This is a genomic window from Afifella pfennigii DSM 17143 (assembly GCF_000688515.1).
Lineage (GTDB): Bacteria > Pseudomonadota > Alphaproteobacteria > Rhizobiales > Afifellaceae > Afifella > Afifella pfennigii.
Genome location: NZ_JHZK01000001.1, coordinates 141,578 through 161,446, shown reverse-complemented (window position 1 = coordinate 161,446; position 19,869 = coordinate 141,578). Strand labels below are relative to the sequence as shown.

Genomic DNA, 19,869 nt, shown 5'->3' with positions numbered 1-19,869 from the left:
AGAGTGAGCGAGAAGATTTTCCCCAGTTACGAGAACGTCATCCTCGACGAGGAGATACGCGCCCGCGTCACGGTCGACGACCATTACATCAACAGCCTTGCCTTCGCGCTCGACGATTACCGCGACTGGTACCGGGACGGCGGTGGCGATTTCGCCCAGCCGATCGCGCCCAGCGAGGGCATCGCCAAGGATCTGGTGGCGCTGTTTCTTGAGCGCTACGACCCGAACGCCGTCGTCGGCCTGCATCAGAAGGAAGAGATCTTCTTCTACAACCCGGCGCCGCGGGGCAGCACGCTGAATTTCGTCGGCAAGTACACCGACAAATACATGAAGCGTGGCAAGGGCTACACCGTCTTCGATACCTATGCGGAGGACGAATTCGGCACGCGCATCGTGCGCCAGATCAGCACCGAGATCATGCGCGTGCCGGACAATGTGCGGCTGGGAAGCGGCGAGGGCAAGCCGACCGGCGACAAGGTCGAGCCCCATTGGCCGGCCGAGCGCGCGGTGGCGGCGCGCTGGAACGAGGGGCTGGAAGAAGGCACGCCGATCGCGCCGGTCCGGAAGGTCGCCCGGCAGGACCAGATGACCGTCTTCTCGCAGGGCGGCAAGAACTACCACAATATTCACACGGACGACAATTTCGCGAAGGAAGCGGGATTTCCGACGACGCTTGCTCAGGGCATGCAAACCACATGCTGGGCGGCGGGGATGTTGTCGAATTTATTCGGGAAGTCGTGGTTAACGGGCGGGTGGATCAAGATGATCTACCTGAAACCTGTCTTCTGGAAGGACGTCGTGACCGCGCGCGCGGTGATCAAGTCCATCGACAGGGACGCTCGCGAGGTCGCTCTCGACGTTTGGATCGAGAACGAGGAAGGCGCCATCACCTCGGTGGGATGGGCCAAATGCCGGGTGTGAGCCCGGTCGTCGGACAGCAAAGTCGAAAAGGGAGAATGTCCATGAGACAGGATGCGAGAACATCGAGCGGGTTGATGGCGATGGCGCTCGCCGCGGTGGTCGTGGGAAGCGCCACGATGCCGGCGGAGGCCGCCACCTACACCATCCGGCTGTCGAACCTTTACCCGGAGAACCATCCCATGTGCGTGCAGACGCACAACTTCGCGTCCTACGTGGAGGAGGGGACCAACGGCGATATCGACGTGCAGGTCTTCTGCAACAACCAGCTCGGCAACGAGCGCGAGGCGTCGGAGGGCGTGCGCCGCGGCACGCTGGAAATGGTCATGAGCGGCGGCGGCGGCCTCGGCCGCTTCATCCAGGAATTCTACATGCTGGAGGTGCCGTTCCTTTATCCCAAGATGGAGGACATCAACGTCGTCACCTGGGAGCTGATCGACGACATCAACGCCCTGGCCAACGACAAGGGCTACGAGATCCTCGGCTTCGGCTATGAGGGGCCGCGCAACATCAATTCGGTGGAATCCTTCAACACCCTGGAGGAGATGAAGGACTACAAGCTGCGCATTCCCGAGGCGCCGATGTATGTCGGCATGGCGCGCGCGCTTGGCGCCGTGCCCACGCCGACGGCGTTCACGGAGGCCTATACCTCGCTGCAGACGGGCGTCGCCGACGGCATGGAATCGGGGCCCAGCACCACCTACAACAACAAGTTCTTCGAGGTGGCGCCCTACTATGTGCAGACGCAGCACATCGTGAATCCCTGCTACCTGGCCATCAATCTCGACTACTTCCAGGCGCTGCCGGAGGAGTATCAGCAGGTCCTGCGCGACGCCGGCAAGCGCTCCACCGACATCATGCTCGGCGACGTGCTGGCCTCCAACGACGAGGTCCTGGCGACGATGAAGGAAGAGGGGCTGACCGTGGTGGAGCTGGCGCCGGGCGAGGCGGAGAAGTTCCGCGCCGTCCTTGAACCCTTCGCCGACGAATACGCCGAAAGCATCGGGCCGGGCGCGGTCGATCTGCTCGCCAAGGCGCGGGCGGTCCTGGCGACGCAGTAAGCCTTGTTGCGGGCGGCGGCGGGCGCGTTCCCGCCGCCGTGCCGACGCGCGCCGATGCCGCCGGCCGTGAGCCGCGGCAAGCGCACGGAAGGGAGCGGAGACCTTGTCCTACATTGTGCGAATCCTGAAGCCGGTGATCGTGCTGTTGTTCCTGGCGATGACCGCGGTCACCTTCGCCGCGACGCTGGCACGTCTTTTTCCCTTCCTGCCCAGCGTCTACTGGGCCGGCGAGGTGAGCCGCTACCTCAACTTCTGGATCACCTGCCTTGGCATCGGCGTCGCCCTGCATCTGGGCACGCATTTCAGCATGACGATGGTTCGCGACGTGCTGCCGCCGCTGCAGCGCCGCCTGGCCACCGCCATCTGCCATATCGGCGTGCTCATCCTGGCGGGCATCCTCATCCATTACGGGATCCAGATGATCCAGTGGAACTTCGACCAGCTCTCCGCGGCGATGCAATTGCCGATGTCCTACGTCTACGCGGCGATACCGATCTGCGGGGCGCTGATGATCCTTGAAACGGTGCCGGCCCTGGTGCGCGTCCTGCTCAACAGGGAACCGGAGGACGAAGGCGGACAGCTGCTGCCATGATGATCGCGATCTTATTTCTGTGCTTCTTCGGGCTGTTGGTGTTGGGCATGCCGATTGCCTTCGCCATCGCCGTGTCCTCGATGCTGATCATCGCCATCGACCCGACGCTGATCGCCTATATCGTGACCTCCAAGTTCTTCGCCGGAATCGATTCCTTCACGCTGCTGGCCATTCCCTTCTTCATCTTCGCCGGCGAGCTGTGCACCGCGAGCGGCCTGACGGCGCGCATCGTCAAGCTCGCCGACGTGCTCGTCGGACGCTTCTTCCGGGTCGGGCTCGCCTATGTGAACGTTCTGTCCAGCATGATCTTCGCCGGCGTGTCGGGATCCATCACCGCCGATAGCGCGGCGATGGGCTCGCTGCTCATCCCGTCGATGAAGAAGGCGGGCTACGACGCCGATTACGCGGTCGCCGTCACGGCGACCTCCGGCACCATCGGCGCGCTGATCCCGCCCAGCATTCTGATGGTGCTTTACGGGTCGCTGACCAATCTGTCGGTCGGCCAGCTCTTCCTCGGCGGCATGATCCCAGGCATCCTGTTCGGCCTCGCCTTGATCACCGTCTCCTACATCGTCGGCCGGGTCAGAGGTTACGACTTCCGGGTGTCCGATTTTTCGCGGCCAGACGATCAGCCCTATTGGAAGGAATTGCTGCTTGCGGTGCGCGGCGCGTCCATCGCGCTGATCATTCCGCTCATCATCGTCGGCGGTATCGTCGGCGGCTTCGCCACGCCGACGGAGGCGGGCGTGTTGGCGGTGGCCTGCGCGCTGGTGGCGGGCCTGTTCTTCTATCGCACGCTCACCTGGGGCAATATCTACGACGTGGCCTATCGCACCGCCATCCTCACCGCGGTGGTGATGGCGATCATCGGCTTTTCGACGCTGTTCTCCGACATCCTGACGCGCAACGACTTCCAGAACTGGCTGCTCGGCAATCTGGCGCTCATCAGCGACAACCGGTTCGTCTATTTCGCCCTCATCCTGCTGCTTCTGTTCGTCCTCGGCTTCGTGCTCGACGTCACAGCGATGCTGATCATGTTCGGCGCGCCCTTGGCCGCGATCGGCGTCAGCCTCGGCTTCGATCCCATCCATTACGGTGTCATCATCGTGATGGTCTCTCTCATCGGGGCGTGCACGCCGCCGGTCGGCACGCTGCTTCTCATCGGCTGCAGTATCGCCGACATTCCCCTGACACGCGCCATCGGGACCGTGTCCTGGTTCGTGGGGGCGCTGTTGCTGGTGTGCCTGTTCCTGATGTTCGTCCCGGAGGCCATCACCTGGCTCCCAAGCCTGGTGTTCGGGCGCTGACGAACGCCGCCTTTCCTGTTTCGCGACAATTACGGATGCAACGATGCAAGCTTTGCATGGTCTGAAAGTGCTCGACCTGTCCCGCTATATCGCAGGGCCCAATTGCGGCATGATCCTCGGCGATATGGGGGCCGACGTCATCAAGGTGGAGAGCCCCGGCCGGGGCGAGGAAACCCGGCTGCTTCCGCCCCGCAAGGGCGAGCACGGGATCTACACGCTGGTCTACAATCGCAACAAGCGGGCGATCACCCTCAACTTCCGCAGCCCGGACGGACAGAAGCTGCTGCGCGAGCTCATTGCCGAGGCCGACATCGTCATCGAGAACTTCCGGCCCGGAACGCTGGAAAAGATGGGATGCGATTGGGAGACGCTGCGCGCGCTCAACGAACGTCTCATCCTGTTGCGGGTCTCCGGCTACGGTCAGACGGGACCGTGGAGCGCCCGTCCGTGCTTCGACGCGATCGCCCAGGCCGGCAGCGGGCTGATGGAACTGACGGGGGAAGAGGACGGCAAGCCGCTCCCCGCCGGGACCTTCATCGTCGACTATCTGACGTCGCTTTACGGCTGCATCGGCATCCTGTCGGCCGTCGAGGCGCGGCACGGCACCGGCAAGGGGCAGTTGATCGACCTTGCCATGCTCGATTGCACCATCTCGCTCCTGATGACGGCGCTGCCGGAATACGCCTTGACGGGGCACGAACTGACCCGCGTCGGCAGCCGCGACCGCTACTCCACGCCGGCCAACAACTTCCAGTGCAAGGATGGCCGCTGGGTGCATATCAACGCCGGCAGCGACAGCCTGTTTCCAAGGCTCGCCGCGGCCATCGGGCAGAACCATCTGCTCCAGGACCCCGCCTTTGCCTCCAATAGCGAGCGGCTTGGCCGTATCGAGGAGGTCGAGGCCATCGTCTCGGCCTGGACCGGCCGCCATACGGTGGAGGAAGTCGTGAAGCGGATGGACGAGGCCGGCATTCCCTGCGCGCGCGTCGATACGATCGCGGAGGTGTTCCACAACGAGCAGCTGAAAGCGCGCGACCAGATCATGGAGGTCACCAATCCGGCCTATGGCACGCTGAAGATGGCCGGAATACCGATCAAGCTGTCGGAGACGCCCGGGACCTTGCGTCACGCGCCCCCCGTCGTGGGTCAGCACACGGACGAGGTTCTGCACGACTGGCTGGGCTACGATCCGACGCGGATCGCCGCTCTGCGCGAGGCGAACGCCATCTGAGCCAGGAAGGGTGGCGGGGCTCGCGCGCGCGGCCCCCCCAAGCTCATCGCGGCCAGAGCGGGTGGTGGTCGTCGATGACGAAGCGATGGGTATGGCGCAGCGGGTGGTGGCGGTGGCGCCCCGTTCCCGTCTGCGACCAGACGAGGCCGGCGGCGTGATGGTCATCATCGCCCGGCCCATGGGTGTGCTCCATCTCGGCGTGTTCGTGCTCGATCTCCTCCGGATCGTGGCGAGGCCAGACGAGCAAGGCGACGGAGGTGCCGATGGCCGCGATCACGGCGAGGATGGCGAAGGTGTTCTCCAGCCCCAGGCGCGCACCGAGCCAGCCGGCGGCGGGATAGGCGAAGAGCCAGCAGGCGTGAGAGAGCGCGAACTGCGCCGCAAACAGCGCCGGACGGTCCTGCGCGTGGGAGGAGCGGCGCAAGAGAATGCCCGCCGGCGTCTGCACCAGCGAGGCGCCGGCGCCGAGCACAGCCCATAGTGCGAGCGTCGGCCCGTAGCCGCCTGTGGCACCGGCCATCATCAGCGCCGCCGGCAGGATCAAACCGCCCGTCACCATCACCGGGCGCGGCTCAAGGCGTGCCAACAGGCGCGGCAGGATAAGCGCGACCAGGATGGAGCCGGCGCCATAGGCGGCGAAGAACAGCGCGACATCGGCGTTGGAGCCGCCGAAACCGTCGCGGACGATGACCACCGTGTTGACGATGACCATGGCGCCGGCCGCCGAGACGGCGGCGCTGAGCGCCAGAAGCCCGCGCAAGCGCGGCGTGCGCAGATAGATCCAGGCGCCGCGCGTCACGCGCGCGGCGAAGCTGCGCTCCTCCACGCGGCCGAACGCCGGCAAGGCCACCGATACGACGAGCGCCGCGGAGATGAGAAAGCCGATGGCGTTGCCCACGAACAACCAGTGGAAGCTGAGAACGGTGAGCAGGAGCCCGGCCAGAAGGGGGCTTAGCAGCGCTTCAAGGTCGTAGGCGAGCCGGGAAAGCGACAAGGCTTCGGTATAGGCTTTCTCGTCGGCAAGCACGTCGGGGATGGTCGCCTGGAAGGTGGGCGTGAAGGCGGCGGAGAAGGACTGAAACAGGAAGACCAGAAGGTAGATCTGCCAGATTTCGGTGACGAAGGGCAGAAACAGCACCATGGCGGCGCGCAGAAGGTCGAGCGAGACCAACAAAGCCCGCCGCGGCAGCATGCCGGCGAGAGCGCCGGCGATGGGCGATAGGCCGACATAGGCGAGCATCTTGACGGTGAAGGCGATGCCGAGGACGAGCCCGGCATCGGCGCCGGCGAGCTCGTAGGCGAGAAGGCCGAGCGCCACCGTCGTCAGCCCGGTGCCGAGGAGGGAAAGCACCTGTGCGGCGAAGAGGTGCCGGTAGGTGCGGTTGGAGAGAACGCTCAGCACGCTGTCTTCACCTCTGCCGCTTGGGTATCGCGTCGCCCAGCCGCCATCAAGACCGATGTCGTCGCGCAACAGCGGCGTCTGTCGGCGCCCGACCATGAACCGGTCGGGCGCCCTTGCGCCGACGCTATTGCGCCGGAACGAGGCGGGGCGGAGCCGCCGCGGAGCTTGTCTGCGGCTCTGCCGGCATCGGCGCCGTGAAGCGGCGAAGGCGCAAGGCGTTGGCGAGAACGAAGACGCTCGACAGCGCCATGGCGGCGGCGGCGAGGATGGGCGAAAGCAGCAGCCCGAAGAAAGGATAGAGCACGCCCGCGGCCACCGGGATGAGCGCGGTGTTGTAGGCGAATGCCCAGAACAGGTTCTGGCGGATGTTCCTCAGCGTCGCCTGGGACAGCGCGATGGCGTTCGGCACGCCTTTGAGGCTGCCGGAAACGAGCACCACGTCGGCGGCTTCGATGGCGACATCGGTGCCGGTGCCGATGGCAAGTCCGATATCGGCCTCCGCCAGCGCCGGCGCGTCGTTGATGCCGTCGCCGACGAAGGCGAGCGTGCCGTGCTCGGCCTTGAGGCGCCTTACCGCGTCGACCTTGCCGCCGGGCAGCACCTCGGCCACCACCTCGTCGATGCCGAGCCGGCGCGCGATAGCGTCGGCGGTGCGACGGTTGTCGCCGGTGATCATCGCGACCTTGAGGCCGAGATCGTGCAGGGCCGCGATCGCCTCCGGCGTCGTCTCCTTCACCGGATCGGCCACGGCGAGAATGGCGGCGAGCCTGCCGCCAATGGCGGCGTAGAGCGGCGTCTTGCCTTCATCGGCCAGCCGGTCGGCGGTCTTGGCGAAGACATCGACATCGTGGGAGAGCCTTGCCATGTAGCGGTCGGCGCCGATCTCCACGCGCAGCTCCTCCACCTGGCCCGCGACGCCGAAGCCGGTCTGCGAGCCGAAGTCGGTGACCTGCGGCAGGTGGAGGCCATCGGCCTCTGCCGCCTCCACGATGGCGCGCGCGATCGGGTGCTCGGACTTGGCTTCCACCGCGGCAATCCGCGCAAGCACATCGCGCCGGTCGAACCCCTCGCTCAGCTCAAGATCGGTGAGAACCGGGCGGCCCTCCGTCAACGTGCCCGTCTTGTCGAGCGCCACCGCGCGCGCTTGCTTCAGCGTTTGCAGAGCCTCGCCCTTGCGGAACAGGATGCCAATCTCCGCGCCCCGGCCCGTGCCGACCATGATGGAGGTCGGGGTGGCAAGCCCCATGGCGCAGGGGCAGGCGATGATCAAAACGGCGACGGCGTTGACGAGGCCGAAGGTGAGCGCCGGCTCCGGCCCCCAGACCATCCACACGAGGAAGGTCAGCGCCGCGACGGTCATGACCACCGGCACGAACCACAGCGTCACCCGGTCGACCAGAGCCTGGATCGGCAGCTTGGAGCCCTGCGCTTCCTCCACCATGCGGATGATCTGGGCGAGCATGGTGTCGGCGCCCACCGCCGTGGCGGTGAAGGCGAGCGCGCCGGTCTGGTTGACCGTGCCGCCGACCACGGTCGCGCCCGGCTCCTTGGCGACCGGCACCGGCTCGCCGGTGATCATGGATTCGTCGATATAGCTCGCCCCCTCGATCACCTCGCCATCGACCGGCACCCGCTCGCCGGGGCGGATCTCGACCACGTCGCCGGGTTCCACTTCGGCGACGGCGATCTCAGAGACCGCGCCCTTGCGGCGCACCCGGGCGGTCTTCACCTGCAGGCCGGCGAGCCGCTTGATGGCCTCCGACGTGCGGCCCTTGGCGCGCGCCTCCAGATAGCGCCCGAGGAGGATCAGCGTGACGATGACGGCGGCCGCCTCATAGTAGACGTTGACCGTTCCCTGCGGCAGCAGGGCGGGGGCGAAGGTTGCCACCAGGGAATAGAGGAAGGCGGCCGAGGTGCCGACGGCCACGAGGCTGTTCATGTCCGGCGCGCCGCGCAACAGCGCCGGAAAGCCGTGGCTGTAGAAGCGGATGCCCGGCACGGCGAGGACGAAAAGCGTGAAGGCGAACTGAATATACCAATTGGTTTGCATGCCGATGGTGGAGACGATCCATGCATGCATGCCGGGCACGATCTTGGCGCCCATCTCCAGCGCGAAGACGGGCAGGGTCGCCAGCGCGGCGAGCAAGACGTCGCGCTTCAGGCGCGCTTCTTCGGCATCCTTGCGCGCGCTCGCCTCGGCCCGTTCCTCGGCGCCGGTGGCAACCGGGCTTGCCTGGTAACCGGCGGCGCCGAGCGCGGCGACCAAGGCATCGATATCGGCCCGACCTTTGACGAGAGCCCGCTCGGCGGCGAGGTTGACGCTCGCCTCGGTGACGCCTGGAACCTCCTTCAGGGCCTTCTCCACGCGGCCGACACAGGACGCGCAGGACATGCCGGAGACGGCGAGCTCCACGGAGCCGGCAGGCACGGCATAGCCAGCCTTCTCCACGGCCTCCACCAGCGCCCTGCGGTCGATTGGCTCCGTCAGCGCCACCTCGGCGCTCTCGGTCGCCAGGTTGACATGGGCCGCCGCCACGCCGGGGACCGCCTTCAGCGCCTTCTCCACCCGTCCGACGCAGGAGGCGCAACTCATGCCTTCGATGGGCAGGGTCACTCTTTCGGCAGGGCTGATCTTCACGGGTGCGTTCATCGCGCTTTCCTCGGTACATCTTGCTCGGGGAAAGGTGGGGCTTCCAACGACTGGAAGGTCAAGAGCGAGGCGGAGAGATTTTTCGGCCTTGACCTGCCAACGCCGGCAAAGCGCATCTGCGGGCGATCTGGAACGGAAAAGGAGGTTCCCATGCTTTTCCATATCGAGAAGATGGCTTGCCGCGGTTGCGTCGAGAGCGTGAGCGAGGCGATCCGTTCGCTGGACGGAGCCGCCAAGATCGTAGCCGATCTGCAAGCGCGGACGGTGGAGGTGCAATCGGATATGCCGCGGCAGGTGATCGAGACGGTGCTGAAGAAGGCGGGATATCCTGCCCAGCCCGTAGCCTGAGGCCAGGCAGGCGGCGGGCCGGCGAGGCCGCTGCGGCACGCCGGCTCAGGCGCTCGGGACGCTTGCGAGCGGCAGGTCGAGCGTGAAGGTGGAGCCGAGACCCTGCTTGCTCTTGAAGGTCAGATCGCCGCCGAGGATGCGGGCAAGACGGCGAGAGAGGTAAAGACCCATGCCAACGCCATAGGCGCCGGTGGCCGTGCTGGCGCGAAAGAAGGGCTGAAACAGCCGCTCCTTCTCCTCGTCCGGAATGCCGATGCCTCGATCTTCGATGGCGATGCGCAGCCGTTCGCCGTGCCGCCGCACGCGGACCGCAACCGGCTCCGTGCGTGGCGAGTAGGCCAGGGCGTTGGCGAGGAGGTTGGCGATGATCTGATGCACGAGCAGCGGGTCGCTGGTGAGATTGGTGGGAACGTCGTCGCCGATGTCGATCGTGATGGTGCGGTCCGGCCGGGCCTCAAGCTGGCGCTCGCGGGCGGTCTTGAACTCGACGGCGAGATTGAATTCCCGCTGTTTTATATGCATTTGGCCGGCGTCGAGCTTCATGGAATCGAGCGTTGCCTGCATCAGCTCCGTCAGGCTTTTGACGCTTGCGCGGGTGCGTTGGGCGCGCTCGGCGATCTCCGCACGGGACATCGCCTCGCCCTTGCGCAGGATGCGCTGCATGGAGGCGTCGATGACCGATAAGGGCGTGCGGAACTGATGGGAGACGAGGGCGACGAAGCTGCGATAGGCCTCGCGGATTTCCTTCTCGCGCAGCAGCGACATCTGCGCGCGCTGCTTGGCGCCCAGGGCGGCCAGCATGCGCCCGGAAATGAAGGCACCGAGCGTCAGGATGATGGCGACCGCAAGGATCACCTGCAGGATCGCGGCGTGCTGGCGGTCGAGCTGCGCGCCCGTCTCGTCCCAATGGGCGACCATGGCGCGGTTGGCGGCCAGGCCGAGCTCGCGCGCCAGCTCCCCCAGGAGATCGTGGAGATACTCGCCTTCTGCCGGACCGGCGGCGAGAACGTCAGCCTCGCGGGTTTCGACCTCGCGTGAGAGGCGCCTGATCGGCGCAAGCTGTCCCAGATCGTCGAGATAGCGACGCTGCGGCCCCTCCATGAGAAGGGTCAGGCGGCTGAGGAGCACGTCGTAGCGCAGCCCGAGCGTGTCGGCCTCCTCCGCCTCCAGACGTGCCCGGGCGAGGGCGAGGTCGAGCTGCTGGGCGGCGAGCTGGGCCTGCGCGATCGTCCAGAGCATGTTGTCGCCCGCCTGCGCGCGCAGCGCCTGCTCGGTGCTCCACAGGCGCCACAGGGCGAAGACAAGAAGACCGGTGAAGAGGACGATGGCGGCGAGGCTGAAGGGATGCGCGAAGACGCCGCCCCGCAGTTTCATCTCACCTCCAGGCGATTGAGCTGCCATACCCAGCGGTAATCGTAACGCAGGTCCTGAAGCTCGGCGTGGTCGTCGCGGGGATAGACGATCCACAAGGGGCCCTTGTCGCGCGGCTGCAAGAGCTCGCCGTCGATATGCGTCGCCACGACGACATCGAAGCGGGCGAAGTCGGAGAGCGGAATGTCGATCTGGTAATCGTTGAGGGCGCTTGCCCTCAACGTCGTCCCCTGCGCCCCCAGCAAGGCCAGAAGGTCGCGCATGTAAAAGCCCCTGAAATGACGCACGCCATCGGTCACCACCGTCGAGGTCCGCAGCTTCGTGGAGGGAAGGCTCTCCAGCATGGCGCGATCGAAGACGGCCCTGCCGTCGCGGTTGGTGCGTTGGATGTCTCCCACGACCTCCAGAAGAACCTCGCCGGCCGGCTCCTCCAGAACCTCCGCCTCCGCTCCGCGCGAGGGCGCGAGGCCCGCCAGGAGGATGAGGAAAGCGGCGATGAGGAACGGCGCCAAGACGAACGGCGCAGGGAGGGGAACGCCCGCAAGGTTGGACGTGCGGTTCATGCTAGCCACACCTTTGGCTTGGGTTTTCTCAAGCGCGCTTTGCAGCCCCCCGCGCGGGCCCCGTCCTTTCCGACGGGGACGGCGCCATCCTATTTGGATAGGTCACCCTTTCAAGCACCAAGACAGTGGAAGGATGAGAAGATGTTGGGCCGAGACAAGAGGCGGACGCGCTTGCGCAGCATGTGCGCCGCTGGACTTGCCGCGCTGGTGACGTGCGGCGTGGCCTGGGCGGAGGCCGACGGGCCGGATGCCTGGCGCGTCGTCGATGTGGGAGCCGGCGATGCGCTCAACATGCGTATGGGTCCGGGGACCCAATACCCCGTGATCGGCGAGTTCTCTCATGATGCGCGCGGGCTCTTGCAGGTCACCTGCGTACCTTTGATGACGCCGGAGCACTATTTCCGGATGAGCGAGGCCGAACGTGCCGCCCTGCCGCCGCGCTGGTGCTTGATGCAAAGCCCCGATTACAGCCGCAAGGGCTGGGTGGCGCAACGCTTTCTGGAACCTGATTATGGGGCGGAGAGGGTGCCCCCGGCGGCGACGGAGGACATCGCCGATAAGGCGGAACGGCTGGTGCGGCGGCTTTACGACGATCATCTGCGCGCCTTGAGCGACAGCTTCACAGGCCCACTGCATCCGGCGCGCGCCGGCGCCTTCTTCGCCGCGCCGCTCGTCGCGGCCATCGCGCGCGGCGAGCTGGAGGCCGGCCCGCTCTTCGATGCGCAGGACAGCGACGTCACCGATTTGCGCGTCGCGCTGGACGAGGCGCAGCCAATGTATCGTGGCCTCATCACCGTCAACGTCGATTTTCGCAATTTCGGCCAGCCGCGCCGGGCAATCGTGCGCCTGCGCGCCCAGAACGGCGAACCGCGGGTTATCCGTGTCGAGCATGAGGCTTGGAGCTTCCAATAGGCCTCGCCCCAAGACCCGCCGGCCGCGTGGCAGCCGGCGGGGCATGTGTCGTCCCGCGCCGGGCGTTCCTATTCGACGCTGACGGTCACCCGGCTGAGCACCTTGCGCTCGCCGATATCCAGCAGACGGAACTCGTAAAAGCCCGGCTCATCGGGAAGGGTGAAGCTCAGCGCCGCCTCGGCCGCCTTCTTGGCGTCGATCCAGGTGAAATCGGCCTGGTCGGCGCGCGCAAGGGCGATGCGCCGATCGCCGTCGCCATCGGCGCTCCAACCGACCTGCACCGTCTCGCCCGGCGCCCCGGATTGCGGGGCCTGAAGCGAACCGCCGTCGTTGAGCGGCGCGTTCTCTTCCACCACCTCCAGGGTGTGCCGGGCAAGCGTCCTTTTGCCTTCGGCAAGGACGTAACGAACCTCGTAGAGCCCGGTTTGCCCCGGCGCGGGAAGGTCAGCCTCGCTGCTCCCGCCGACACGGACGTAATCGCCATTGGCGCCTTCCTCCGAGCCCATCGGAACAATGGTCACATAATCCCGCGTATGGGGCGGGGTACCCGACCAGGCCATGCGGATATCGGTGCCAGCGCGGACGGTGTCCGGCCCGCTCAGCTCGATATCGGCTTCCACGATCTCGATCTCGGCCGAGGCGAGCGTCCGCCTCCCTTCCTCAAGCACATAGCGCACCTCGTAGAGCCCGGCCGCGGCGGGCGCCGTGAGCGTGCCTTCGGTCTTGTCGCCGACACGCGCGTAGCTGTCGTAAGCACCTTCCTCGGCGCCCATCGGCACGATGGTGACGAAGTCGCGCGGATGGATGGAGCGCGACCATTGCACCGGAAAGAGCGAGCCGACGACGGCGCTCTGCGGCGCCCGGACGGAGGCCTCGGCCTCCAGGATCTCGATCTCGGCCGAGGCGAGCGTCCGCCTCCCTTCATCGAGCACATAGCGCACCTCGTAAAGGCCGGGCTCGGCCGGCGCCGTGAGCGTAGCTTCGGCCTGGTCGCCAACCCGCTTGTGCGCGCCGTACTCGCCTTCCGCGGCGCCCATCGGGACGATGGTGACGAAATCGCGCGGATGAACGGCGTGCGACCAGGAAACCGCAAAGTTCTCGCCGGCCATGGCGCTCTCGGCAGCGTCCACCGACGTCTCCGCCGCCACCACCTGGATCTCGGCGGAAGCCGCCGTGGCGCGCCCTTCCTCGATCACATAGCGCACTTCGTAGAGACCCGTCTCGGCAGCGGCCCGAAGGCTGCCTTCACTGTCGTCGCCCACGCGCGCGTAGTTCCCATACCCGCCTTCCTTCGCGCCCATGGGCACGATGGTCACGAAATCGCGCGGCTGCTGGTCGGTTGTCTCCCAGGAAACGTCGAAGGCGGCGCCGGTGACGACGCTTTCGGGCGTCTTGAGGGTCACGCTCGACGTCGGCTCAGGCTTCGGCGCAGGCGCGCTCCCCGGCTTGGGCGCCGCCACCGCGGTTGCGACCTCGCTCAACGCCGCGCCGAGCTCGGCGGCGTTGCCGGCGGCGACGAAGCGGCCGCCGGTGCGTTCGGCGAGGCATGCGACCGCGGCCTGATCCTCGCCCGAAAGGTCGAAACCGACGACATGGGCGGTGAAGTTCACTCCCATCTGCGCCAGTTCGCCGGCGAGCGCACAGGGATCGCGCCGACAGCTCTCGATGCCGTCGGTGATGAGAACGATGGTGGCCGGATTGTCGCGATAGGCGAGGGCCTCGGCGGCCTTTTCCACGGCGCTCGCCAGCGGCGTCTTGCCTTTCGGAGACATGCTGGCCACCTTCGCCATGAAGGCGTCGCGGTCAAACGGGCCGGGGGCGATGAGCGTCTCGATATCGCTGCAATCGCCCTCGCGGCGATGGCCGTAAGCCATCAGGCCGACATTGCTGTCCTGCGTCCAGTCGCCGATGAGGCTTCCCATGGCGTTGCGGGCAATCTCGATCTTGGCGGTGCCGTCGATCTGGCCCCACATGGAGTTTGAGCCGTCGAAGACCACCATGACGTCCTCGGCGGCCGTGGCCCCGCCGGCGCACAGCATCAAGGCGCCGGCAAGTAGGAATCTGGCCTTTTGCATAATCCACCTTCTCGTTGGAATTCTCGATGAGGGATGCCGGCCGCGAAGGCCGCTAGAGCCTGCTGGCCCAAGGTTGAAGAAGGTCTAGGCGGCGCGCGCCGACGATGAGGGTTCGTCCGAGGCGGCATGTCCGCCCGCCGCGGTCGCCTTCTGTTTTAGCGTGCGGTACTTGGCGGAGAGATTCTCCAGCTTGGCGTCCCAGGCCGGGTCCGGCGACTGGCCCTCGATGGTCTTGAAATAGACCTGCATCATGCAGGTGATGGCGAAGGGCTCCAGAAGCGCGGCCTTGACGCTCCAGGCAAAGAGCAGGGCAAAGACCATGGCGCCGGCCGACCAGCCGCCGGGGATGAGGTAGACCGCCAAACCGGCCGGAGCCAGCATCGCCAGGAAGACCAGGAAGGAAAGACCATAGACGATCAACGCCAGCCAAGCGGCGTTCTTCAGCATCGGCTTGTAGTTCTGCCCATAGAGGACGAGGCCGGTGCGCGCCGCTTCCCAGGCATTGCTGGAACGCGTGCGCATCGCATAGGCGAGGATGACCTCGTCGACGAAGCCGACGGCGATTTTCAGGAAGGCATGGAGGACGGTCACCAATTGCCGTGCGCCGGGGATCGGCAGAATTGTCGTCAGACCCTGGATGAGGCCGGTGACAGCCTTCAGCACGCCCTTGACGAGCTGATCGATGGCGAAAAGCACACTGGTCTGGGCGAAGCGCTCCGTCACTTCGGCGCGGGCATGGGCGACCTGCGAGCGCCCGTGCGGCATCGCTCTGCCATCGAGAAGCTCGACCAGAACGGCGATATGGCCGGCCTTGACGATGTAGAGGGTGTATTCGCGCAGGAAATACATGACGGCGCCGACGACGGCGAGCCCGGCCATGCCGCCCCAGAAGGTCGCCCCGGCGCGGAAGCCTTCGTCGCCGAAGCCGCCTATTCCCCAGCCGACGCCGGCGCCGATCCCGGTCATCAGCACATAGGCGAGGGTGACGCCGAAATAGACCGCCATGCGCAAGAAGATGAAGGGCGAGGTGCGCGCCATCAATCCGAGGGCGCGCCGGATCGAAAAGTCCCACATGAAGGCAATCTCCGCAGCTTCCAGCTTCGCCCGCCTCGTCTAGTCGGCGCTGGCGCGCCCGTCCCCGTTCGAACGGAGGGGGTGGAAGGGTCGCGGCTGCGGCATTGCCTGCGGATGCGGCCTTGAGCCGATTTGCGATGCGCCTGGAGAGAGGACGGCGATGACCACGAAACGAGCGGCGCCGGGACGTGGCGGGCTTATCCTATGCGTGGAGGACGAGCCGGATCTGCGCGCCGATATCATCGAGGAGCTGCGCGCTTCCGGCCATGAGGCGATCGGGGCCGATGACGGTCGTGGCGCGCTGGAGATCCTGAAGAATGTCCGGCCGGATCTCATCCTTTGCGACATCAGCATGCCGGGCATGAACGGCTACGAGTTGCTCGACCTCGTGCGCACCCGCCGGGGCGACCTGGATGACGTGCCGTTCGTTTTTCTGACCGCGCTCAACGAACGCGCCGAGGTGATCTCGGGAAAGCGGGCGGGGGCCGACGACTATCTCGTCAAGCCGATCGATTTCGACCTCATGCTGGCCAGCATCGAGGCGCGGATCGCCCAGGCGCGGCGGATACGGGCGCAGCATCGCGAGCGGGAGGAAGCGGCGGGGTCCGCCTTCGGCAGCCTCCTCAACGGCATGACGACGGAGGTGCTCGACCTCCTCAGCTTCGGGGTCGTGCTGGCCGACGGGGAGGGACAGGTGGCTTTCGCCAATGCCTTCGCGCGGACGCTGGAGGCGGAAGGCGGTGGTCTTTGCTTGCGTGGAGGACTGCGGGCGGGGACGGCGGAAGAGACGCGGCAGCTGCGCGCGATCGTTGCGCAGACGGTCGAGGCCGCGGAGCGGGGAGAGGACCGCATGCAGGGCATGACGCTGCGAGGCGGCGAGGGCGCCGGCGAGGTCATGCTGGTGATCTGCTCGCTTCCCGGCCGCGAGGCCGGCGAGGGGCGGCCTGCCATGTCGGCGATCTTCCTGGCCGATGCGACGCGTCGTCCCGAGCCGCCGGAGCATATGCTGGCCTCGCTGTTCGGCCTGACGCCCGCCGAGGCGCAGGTGGCGCACAGGCTGGTGCGCGGGCGGCGCAGCGCCGATATCGCCAGCGACCTTGGCATCAGCCAGACGACGGTCGCCTTTCATCTGCGCAACCTCTTCGAGAAGACCGGCACGCGCCGCCAGGTCGATCTCGTCGCGCTCATCATGCGCAGCTTCGCGGTCCTGCGGTAGCCAGCGCCCGCTTCGCGGCGTCTCTTGGCCGATGCCTCTATCGCGCTGCGCCTCTCTTCCTGTCGCGCGCCTTTAGAAGACCAAAACGGAACCGGCTCCATCAAGGGGCGCCAAGCTTCAGCGCAAAAAGCGCTAGCGGCGGTGCTTGGGGGGAATGGCGAGCACGTCCATCTGCGCGTGCCTGAAGACCTCCTCCGCGACGCTGCCGAGGAGGAGCCTTTCCAGGCCGCTCTTGCCCTGGGTTCCGACGACGATGAGGCCGGCTTCGCTCTCCTCGGCCGCGTTGAGGATTTCGCGCGCCGGGGTGGAAGCGTCGTGGCGCAGGATGTGCTCGGCGAAGACGACATCCAAGTCGCCGAGAAACGCGGCGAGCTGGCGCGCCGCGCCTTCTGCCTCGCTGTCCAGGTAGCGCTGCTTTTCCTCCTTCGGGATGGAATGGCTGGCAAGGCCGAGGGCAGGGAGAGAGAAGACGTGGACGATCGAGGTTCGGGCCGAGCCCGGCATGCGCAAGGACAGGTAGCGCTTGATCGCGTCGCGCGAGGCGTCGGAGAGATCGGTCGTCACGAGGGCGTTGCGGTAGGGGCCGGCCGGGGGCGAATTGGCCATCAGCACCGGACAGGTGACGGTGCGGATGGTGCGTTCGGCGGTGGTGCCGACGAAGATGTCGCGCAGCGCCTGACGGCGGTGCGGCCCGATGACGAGAAGGTCCGGCTCACGCTCCCAGGTCGCCTCCACGATGCCGGCAAAGGGCGCGCCGAAAATCACCTGGGTGTCGCATCTGATGCCGTCCATCTCCCGCAGCGTCGCCGATTGCTCGTCGAGCAGCTGCGAGGCGGCCTCGCGCTCGGCCTCCACGATGCGGGCCGGCTGGTCGTCATCGACCACATGCACCAGGCACAGCCCGGCTCCCGCCTGCCTGGCGAGCAGGCTCGCCCGGCGCAGGGCCCGATCCGACCGTTCGGAGAAATCGGTCGCGACCAGGATGCTCTTCATGGCTTCCACCTTTCTCGATCGAGGCGCCGCCGGACGCCTCGCCGCCATGCGCCAAATTGCTGCAAACACTATCTGAAATGTGCAGATCACACTACAATGAGGCAAAGGAGCTCAAACGACGCCGAAGGCCGCTGGTGATGGTCGACGAGCACTACAAGACGGTGAAGGAAGTGGCCGATCTCCTGAAGGTGAGCGAGGCGACCGTGCGGCGATGGATCAAGGCGCGCGAGCTGCGCGCCATCGATATAGGCAAGGGATGGCGCATCGGATCGCGCGATCTGGACGCCTTCCTGCAGGGGCACGCGACGAGGCCGGCGCAGGACACCGGAGGTGGCCTGGCGTTGCCAGGTGAAGCGGCCGGGCAATCCGGTTTCTTAGGTCAGAAAGGAGACAGGCCGGCACGCTGATGGAAGTGATCGTTCAGTCCGCGTTCGGAGAGGTCGCGGCCCTCCTGGTGATGGCCGCCGTCATCGGCTTCATCGGCATCATCCTGCGCCAGCCGCTCATCGTCAGCTTCATCGCGGTCGGGCTGATCGCCGGGCCGTCGGCCTTCGACGTGGTGCGCTCCGACGCGCAGATCGGCCTGTTGTCGGAGCTCGGCATCGCCGTGCTTCTCTTCCTCGTCGGCATCAAGCTGGACGTGAAGCTCATCCGCTCGCTGGGCGGGGTGTCGCTGTTGACCGGCCTCGGCCAGGTCGCCTTCACCTCCGTCTTCGGTTATCTCATCGGCTTGGCGCTCGGGCTCGGCCATGTCACCAGCCTCTACGTCGCGGTGGCGCTGACGTTCTCCTCCACCATCATCATCGTCAAGCTTCTCTCCGACAAGCGCGAGATCGATTCTCTGCACGGCCAGATCGCCCTCGGCTTCCTCATCGTGCAGGATTTGGTGGTCGTGCTGGCGATGATCGTGCTGTCGGCCATCGGCATCGGCGCGGCGGGCGAAGATGGCGGCGCCGGCTCGGCGCTCACCGTGCTCGCCTCCGGCGTTGCCATGGTCGGCCTCGTCATCGTGTTCGTGCGCTATGTCGCCAATCCCTTGACGGAGACGCTGGCGCGGGCGCCGGAGCTTCTGGTGATCTTCGCCATCGCGCAGGCGGCGATCTTCGCCGCGATCGGCGATGTGGCGGGTCTGGGCAAGGAGGTCGGAGGGCTTATGGCGGGCGTCTCGCTCGCCTCCACACCCTATCGCGAAACGATCTCAGCGCGGCTTGCGCCGCTGCGCGACTTCCTGCTGCTGTTCTTCTTCATCGCCCTCGGGGCGACGCTGGATCTTTCTCTGCTCGGCGCGCATGTGCCCGGCGCCATCGTCTTCTCGCTCTTCGTGCTCATCGGCAATCCGCTTATCGTCCTCGCCATCATGGGGGCCATGGGCTACCGCAAGCGCACCGGCTTCCTGGCGGGTCTGACGGTGGCGCAGATCAGCGAGTTCTCGCTCATCTTCGTCGCCATGGGCGTCTCGCTGGGGCATGTGGGGGAAGATGCGCTGGGGCTGGTGACGATGGTCGGCCTGGTGACGATCGCCGCCTCCACCTACATGATCACCTATTCCCACCGGCTCTACGCCGTCTTCGAGCCGCTGCTCGGCGTCTTTGAGCGCAAGGGCACGCCGCGCGAGCCGGGCGAGGCGGGCGCGCATGTCAGGGGCGACTACGATGTCGTCATCTTCGGCCTCGGCCGTTTCGGCACCGCCATCGGCCTGCGCCTGAAGAAGCGCGGCGTGCGGGTGCTGGGCGTCGATTTCAATCCGCTGGCGGTGCGCCGCTGGCGCGAGCTCGGCCTCGACACCGAGTACGGCGACGCGACGGACCCGGAATTCGTCGCCGAACTGCCGCTGGCGCAGGCCGAATGGCTCGTCTCCACCGTGCCTATCCATCCGACCGGGCTCAGCCACGAGGATACGCGCATGACGCTCATCCAGCTTGCGCGCAGCGCCGGTTTCGCCGGCCGGGTGGTGGTGACCTCGCACAGCGCCAAGGACACGGAGGACCTGTTCGGGGCCGGCGCCAACATGGTGCTGGAGCCCTTCCAGGACGCGGCCGACCGGGCCGTGGAACTGCTGTGCGGCGGCCAGGAGGAGAGCCGGACCGAGATCCCGGAAATCGCCTCGGAGGAGAAGCAGGCATCGTGAGCCGCCTTCTCATGCCAAGCGCGACATG

At 66.6% G+C, this 19,869-nt stretch carries 17 protein-coding genes; 10 read left to right on the top strand and 7 right to left on the bottom strand.

Going from position 1 to position 19,869, the window contains the following annotated elements:
- Positions 1 to 3 precede the first annotated feature (3 nt).
- The 5 genes from Q331_RS0100805 (at position 4) to Q331_RS0100785 (ending at position 5,109) form a co-directional block, all read left to right on the top strand.
- Positions 4 to 921: a MaoC family dehydratase gene (locus tag Q331_RS0100805; protein WP_026379101.1), complete on the top strand. Its 918-nt coding sequence runs from the start codon at positions 4 to 6 to the stop codon at positions 919 to 921.
- A gap of 41 nt (positions 922 to 962) precedes the next feature.
- On the top strand, positions 963 to 1,979 hold the full coding sequence (locus Q331_RS0100800) for a TRAP transporter substrate-binding protein (RefSeq protein ID WP_169738455.1): 1,017 nt from the start codon (positions 963 to 965) through the stop codon (positions 1,977 to 1,979).
- A gap of 103 nt (positions 1,980 to 2,082) precedes the next feature.
- Complete coding sequence (locus Q331_RS0100795) at positions 2,083 to 2,571, top strand: TRAP transporter small permease (protein WP_034490559.1); 489 nt, start codon at positions 2,083 to 2,085, stop codon at positions 2,569 to 2,571.
- Positions 2,568 to 3,878, top strand: a complete 1,311-nt coding sequence (locus tag Q331_RS0100790; protein WP_026379098.1) for a TRAP transporter large permease — start codon at positions 2,568 to 2,570, stop codon at positions 3,876 to 3,878. The genes Q331_RS0100795 and Q331_RS0100790 overlap by 4 nt, the downstream gene beginning before the upstream one ends.
- Before the next feature lie 43 nt (positions 3,879 to 3,921).
- Complete coding sequence (locus Q331_RS0100785) at positions 3,922 to 5,109, top strand: CaiB/BaiF CoA transferase family protein (RefSeq protein WP_026379097.1); 1,188 nt, start codon at positions 3,922 to 3,924, stop codon at positions 5,107 to 5,109.
- 43 nt (positions 5,110 to 5,152) lie between these two features.
- On the opposite strand, the gene Q331_RS0100780 is transcribed toward Q331_RS0100785, so the two are convergent.
- Both Q331_RS0100780 and Q331_RS19335 read right to left on the bottom strand, forming a co-directional pair.
- Positions 5,153 to 6,511: an MFS transporter gene (locus Q331_RS0100780; protein ID WP_026379096.1), complete on the bottom strand. Its 1,359-nt coding sequence runs from the start codon at positions 6,509 to 6,511 to the stop codon at positions 5,153 to 5,155.
- 124 nt (positions 6,512 to 6,635) lie between these two features.
- Positions 6,636 to 9,161, bottom strand: coding sequence for a heavy metal translocating P-type ATPase (locus Q331_RS19335; RefSeq protein WP_051630260.1), 2,526 nt, complete (start codon positions 9,159 to 9,161; stop codon positions 6,636 to 6,638).
- 150 nt (positions 9,162 to 9,311) lie between these two features.
- Here Q331_RS19335 and Q331_RS0100770 point away from each other — a divergent pair, with 150 nt between their 5' ends.
- Positions 9,312 to 9,509: a heavy-metal-associated domain-containing protein gene (locus Q331_RS0100770; protein WP_026379095.1), complete on the top strand. Its 198-nt coding sequence runs from the start codon at positions 9,312 to 9,314 to the stop codon at positions 9,507 to 9,509.
- 45 nt (positions 9,510 to 9,554) lie between these two features.
- Here the strand turns inward: Q331_RS0100770 and Q331_RS22810 are convergent, their stop codons facing one another.
- Positions 9,555 to 10,883, bottom strand: coding sequence for a sensor histidine kinase (locus Q331_RS22810; RefSeq protein WP_051630258.1), 1,329 nt, complete (start codon positions 10,881 to 10,883; stop codon positions 9,555 to 9,557).
- Positions 10,880 to 11,443 carry a molybdopterin-dependent oxidoreductase gene (locus Q331_RS0100760; protein ID WP_210164887.1) on the bottom strand — a complete coding sequence of 188 codons (564 nt, stop codon included), beginning with the start codon at positions 11,441 to 11,443 and terminating at the stop codon, positions 10,880 to 10,882. The genes Q331_RS22810 and Q331_RS0100760 overlap by 4 nt, the downstream gene beginning before the upstream one ends.
- A 171-nt stretch (positions 11,444 to 11,614) precedes the next feature.
- Here Q331_RS0100760 and Q331_RS0100755 point away from each other — a divergent pair, with 171 nt between their 5' ends.
- Complete coding sequence (locus Q331_RS0100755) at positions 11,615 to 12,355, top strand: SH3 domain-containing protein (protein WP_156953221.1); 741 nt, start codon at positions 11,615 to 11,617, stop codon at positions 12,353 to 12,355.
- Between the two features lie 68 nt (positions 12,356 to 12,423).
- On the opposite strand, the gene Q331_RS0100750 is transcribed toward Q331_RS0100755, so the two are convergent.
- Together Q331_RS0100750 and Q331_RS0100745 are read right to left on the bottom strand one after the other, a co-directional pair.
- Positions 12,424 to 14,430: a vWA domain-containing protein gene (locus Q331_RS0100750; RefSeq protein WP_026379092.1), complete on the bottom strand. Its 2,007-nt coding sequence runs from the start codon at positions 14,428 to 14,430 to the stop codon at positions 12,424 to 12,426.
- 84 nt (positions 14,431 to 14,514) lie between these two features.
- Positions 14,515 to 15,504: a hypothetical protein gene (locus tag Q331_RS0100745; RefSeq protein ID WP_026379091.1), complete on the bottom strand. Its 990-nt coding sequence runs from the start codon at positions 15,502 to 15,504 to the stop codon at positions 14,515 to 14,517.
- A gap of 160 nt (positions 15,505 to 15,664) precedes the next feature.
- Here Q331_RS0100745 and Q331_RS0100740 point away from each other — a divergent pair, with 160 nt between their 5' ends.
- Complete coding sequence (locus tag Q331_RS0100740) at positions 15,665 to 16,720, top strand: response regulator (RefSeq protein WP_026379090.1); 1,056 nt, start codon at positions 15,665 to 15,667, stop codon at positions 16,718 to 16,720.
- Positions 16,721 to 16,852: 132 nt separating this feature from the next.
- Here the strand turns inward: Q331_RS0100740 and Q331_RS0100735 are convergent, their stop codons facing one another.
- Positions 16,853 to 17,713, bottom strand: a complete 861-nt coding sequence (locus tag Q331_RS0100735; RefSeq protein ID WP_026379089.1) for a universal stress protein — start codon at positions 17,711 to 17,713, stop codon at positions 16,853 to 16,855.
- A 77-nt stretch (positions 17,714 to 17,790) separates the two neighbouring features.
- Between Q331_RS0100735 and Q331_RS19325 the strand changes: the two genes are divergently transcribed.
- Entirely contained in the window at positions 17,791 to 18,120 is a 330-nt protein-coding gene (locus Q331_RS19325; protein ID WP_156953239.1) for a helix-turn-helix domain-containing protein, read from the top strand.
- Complete coding sequence (locus Q331_RS0100725) at positions 18,120 to 19,841, top strand: cation:proton antiporter (RefSeq protein WP_210164886.1); 1,722 nt, start codon at positions 18,120 to 18,122, stop codon at positions 19,839 to 19,841. Before Q331_RS19325 ends, Q331_RS0100725 begins: the two co-directional genes overlap by 1 nt.
- Positions 19,842 to 19,869: the final 28 nt, after the last annotated feature.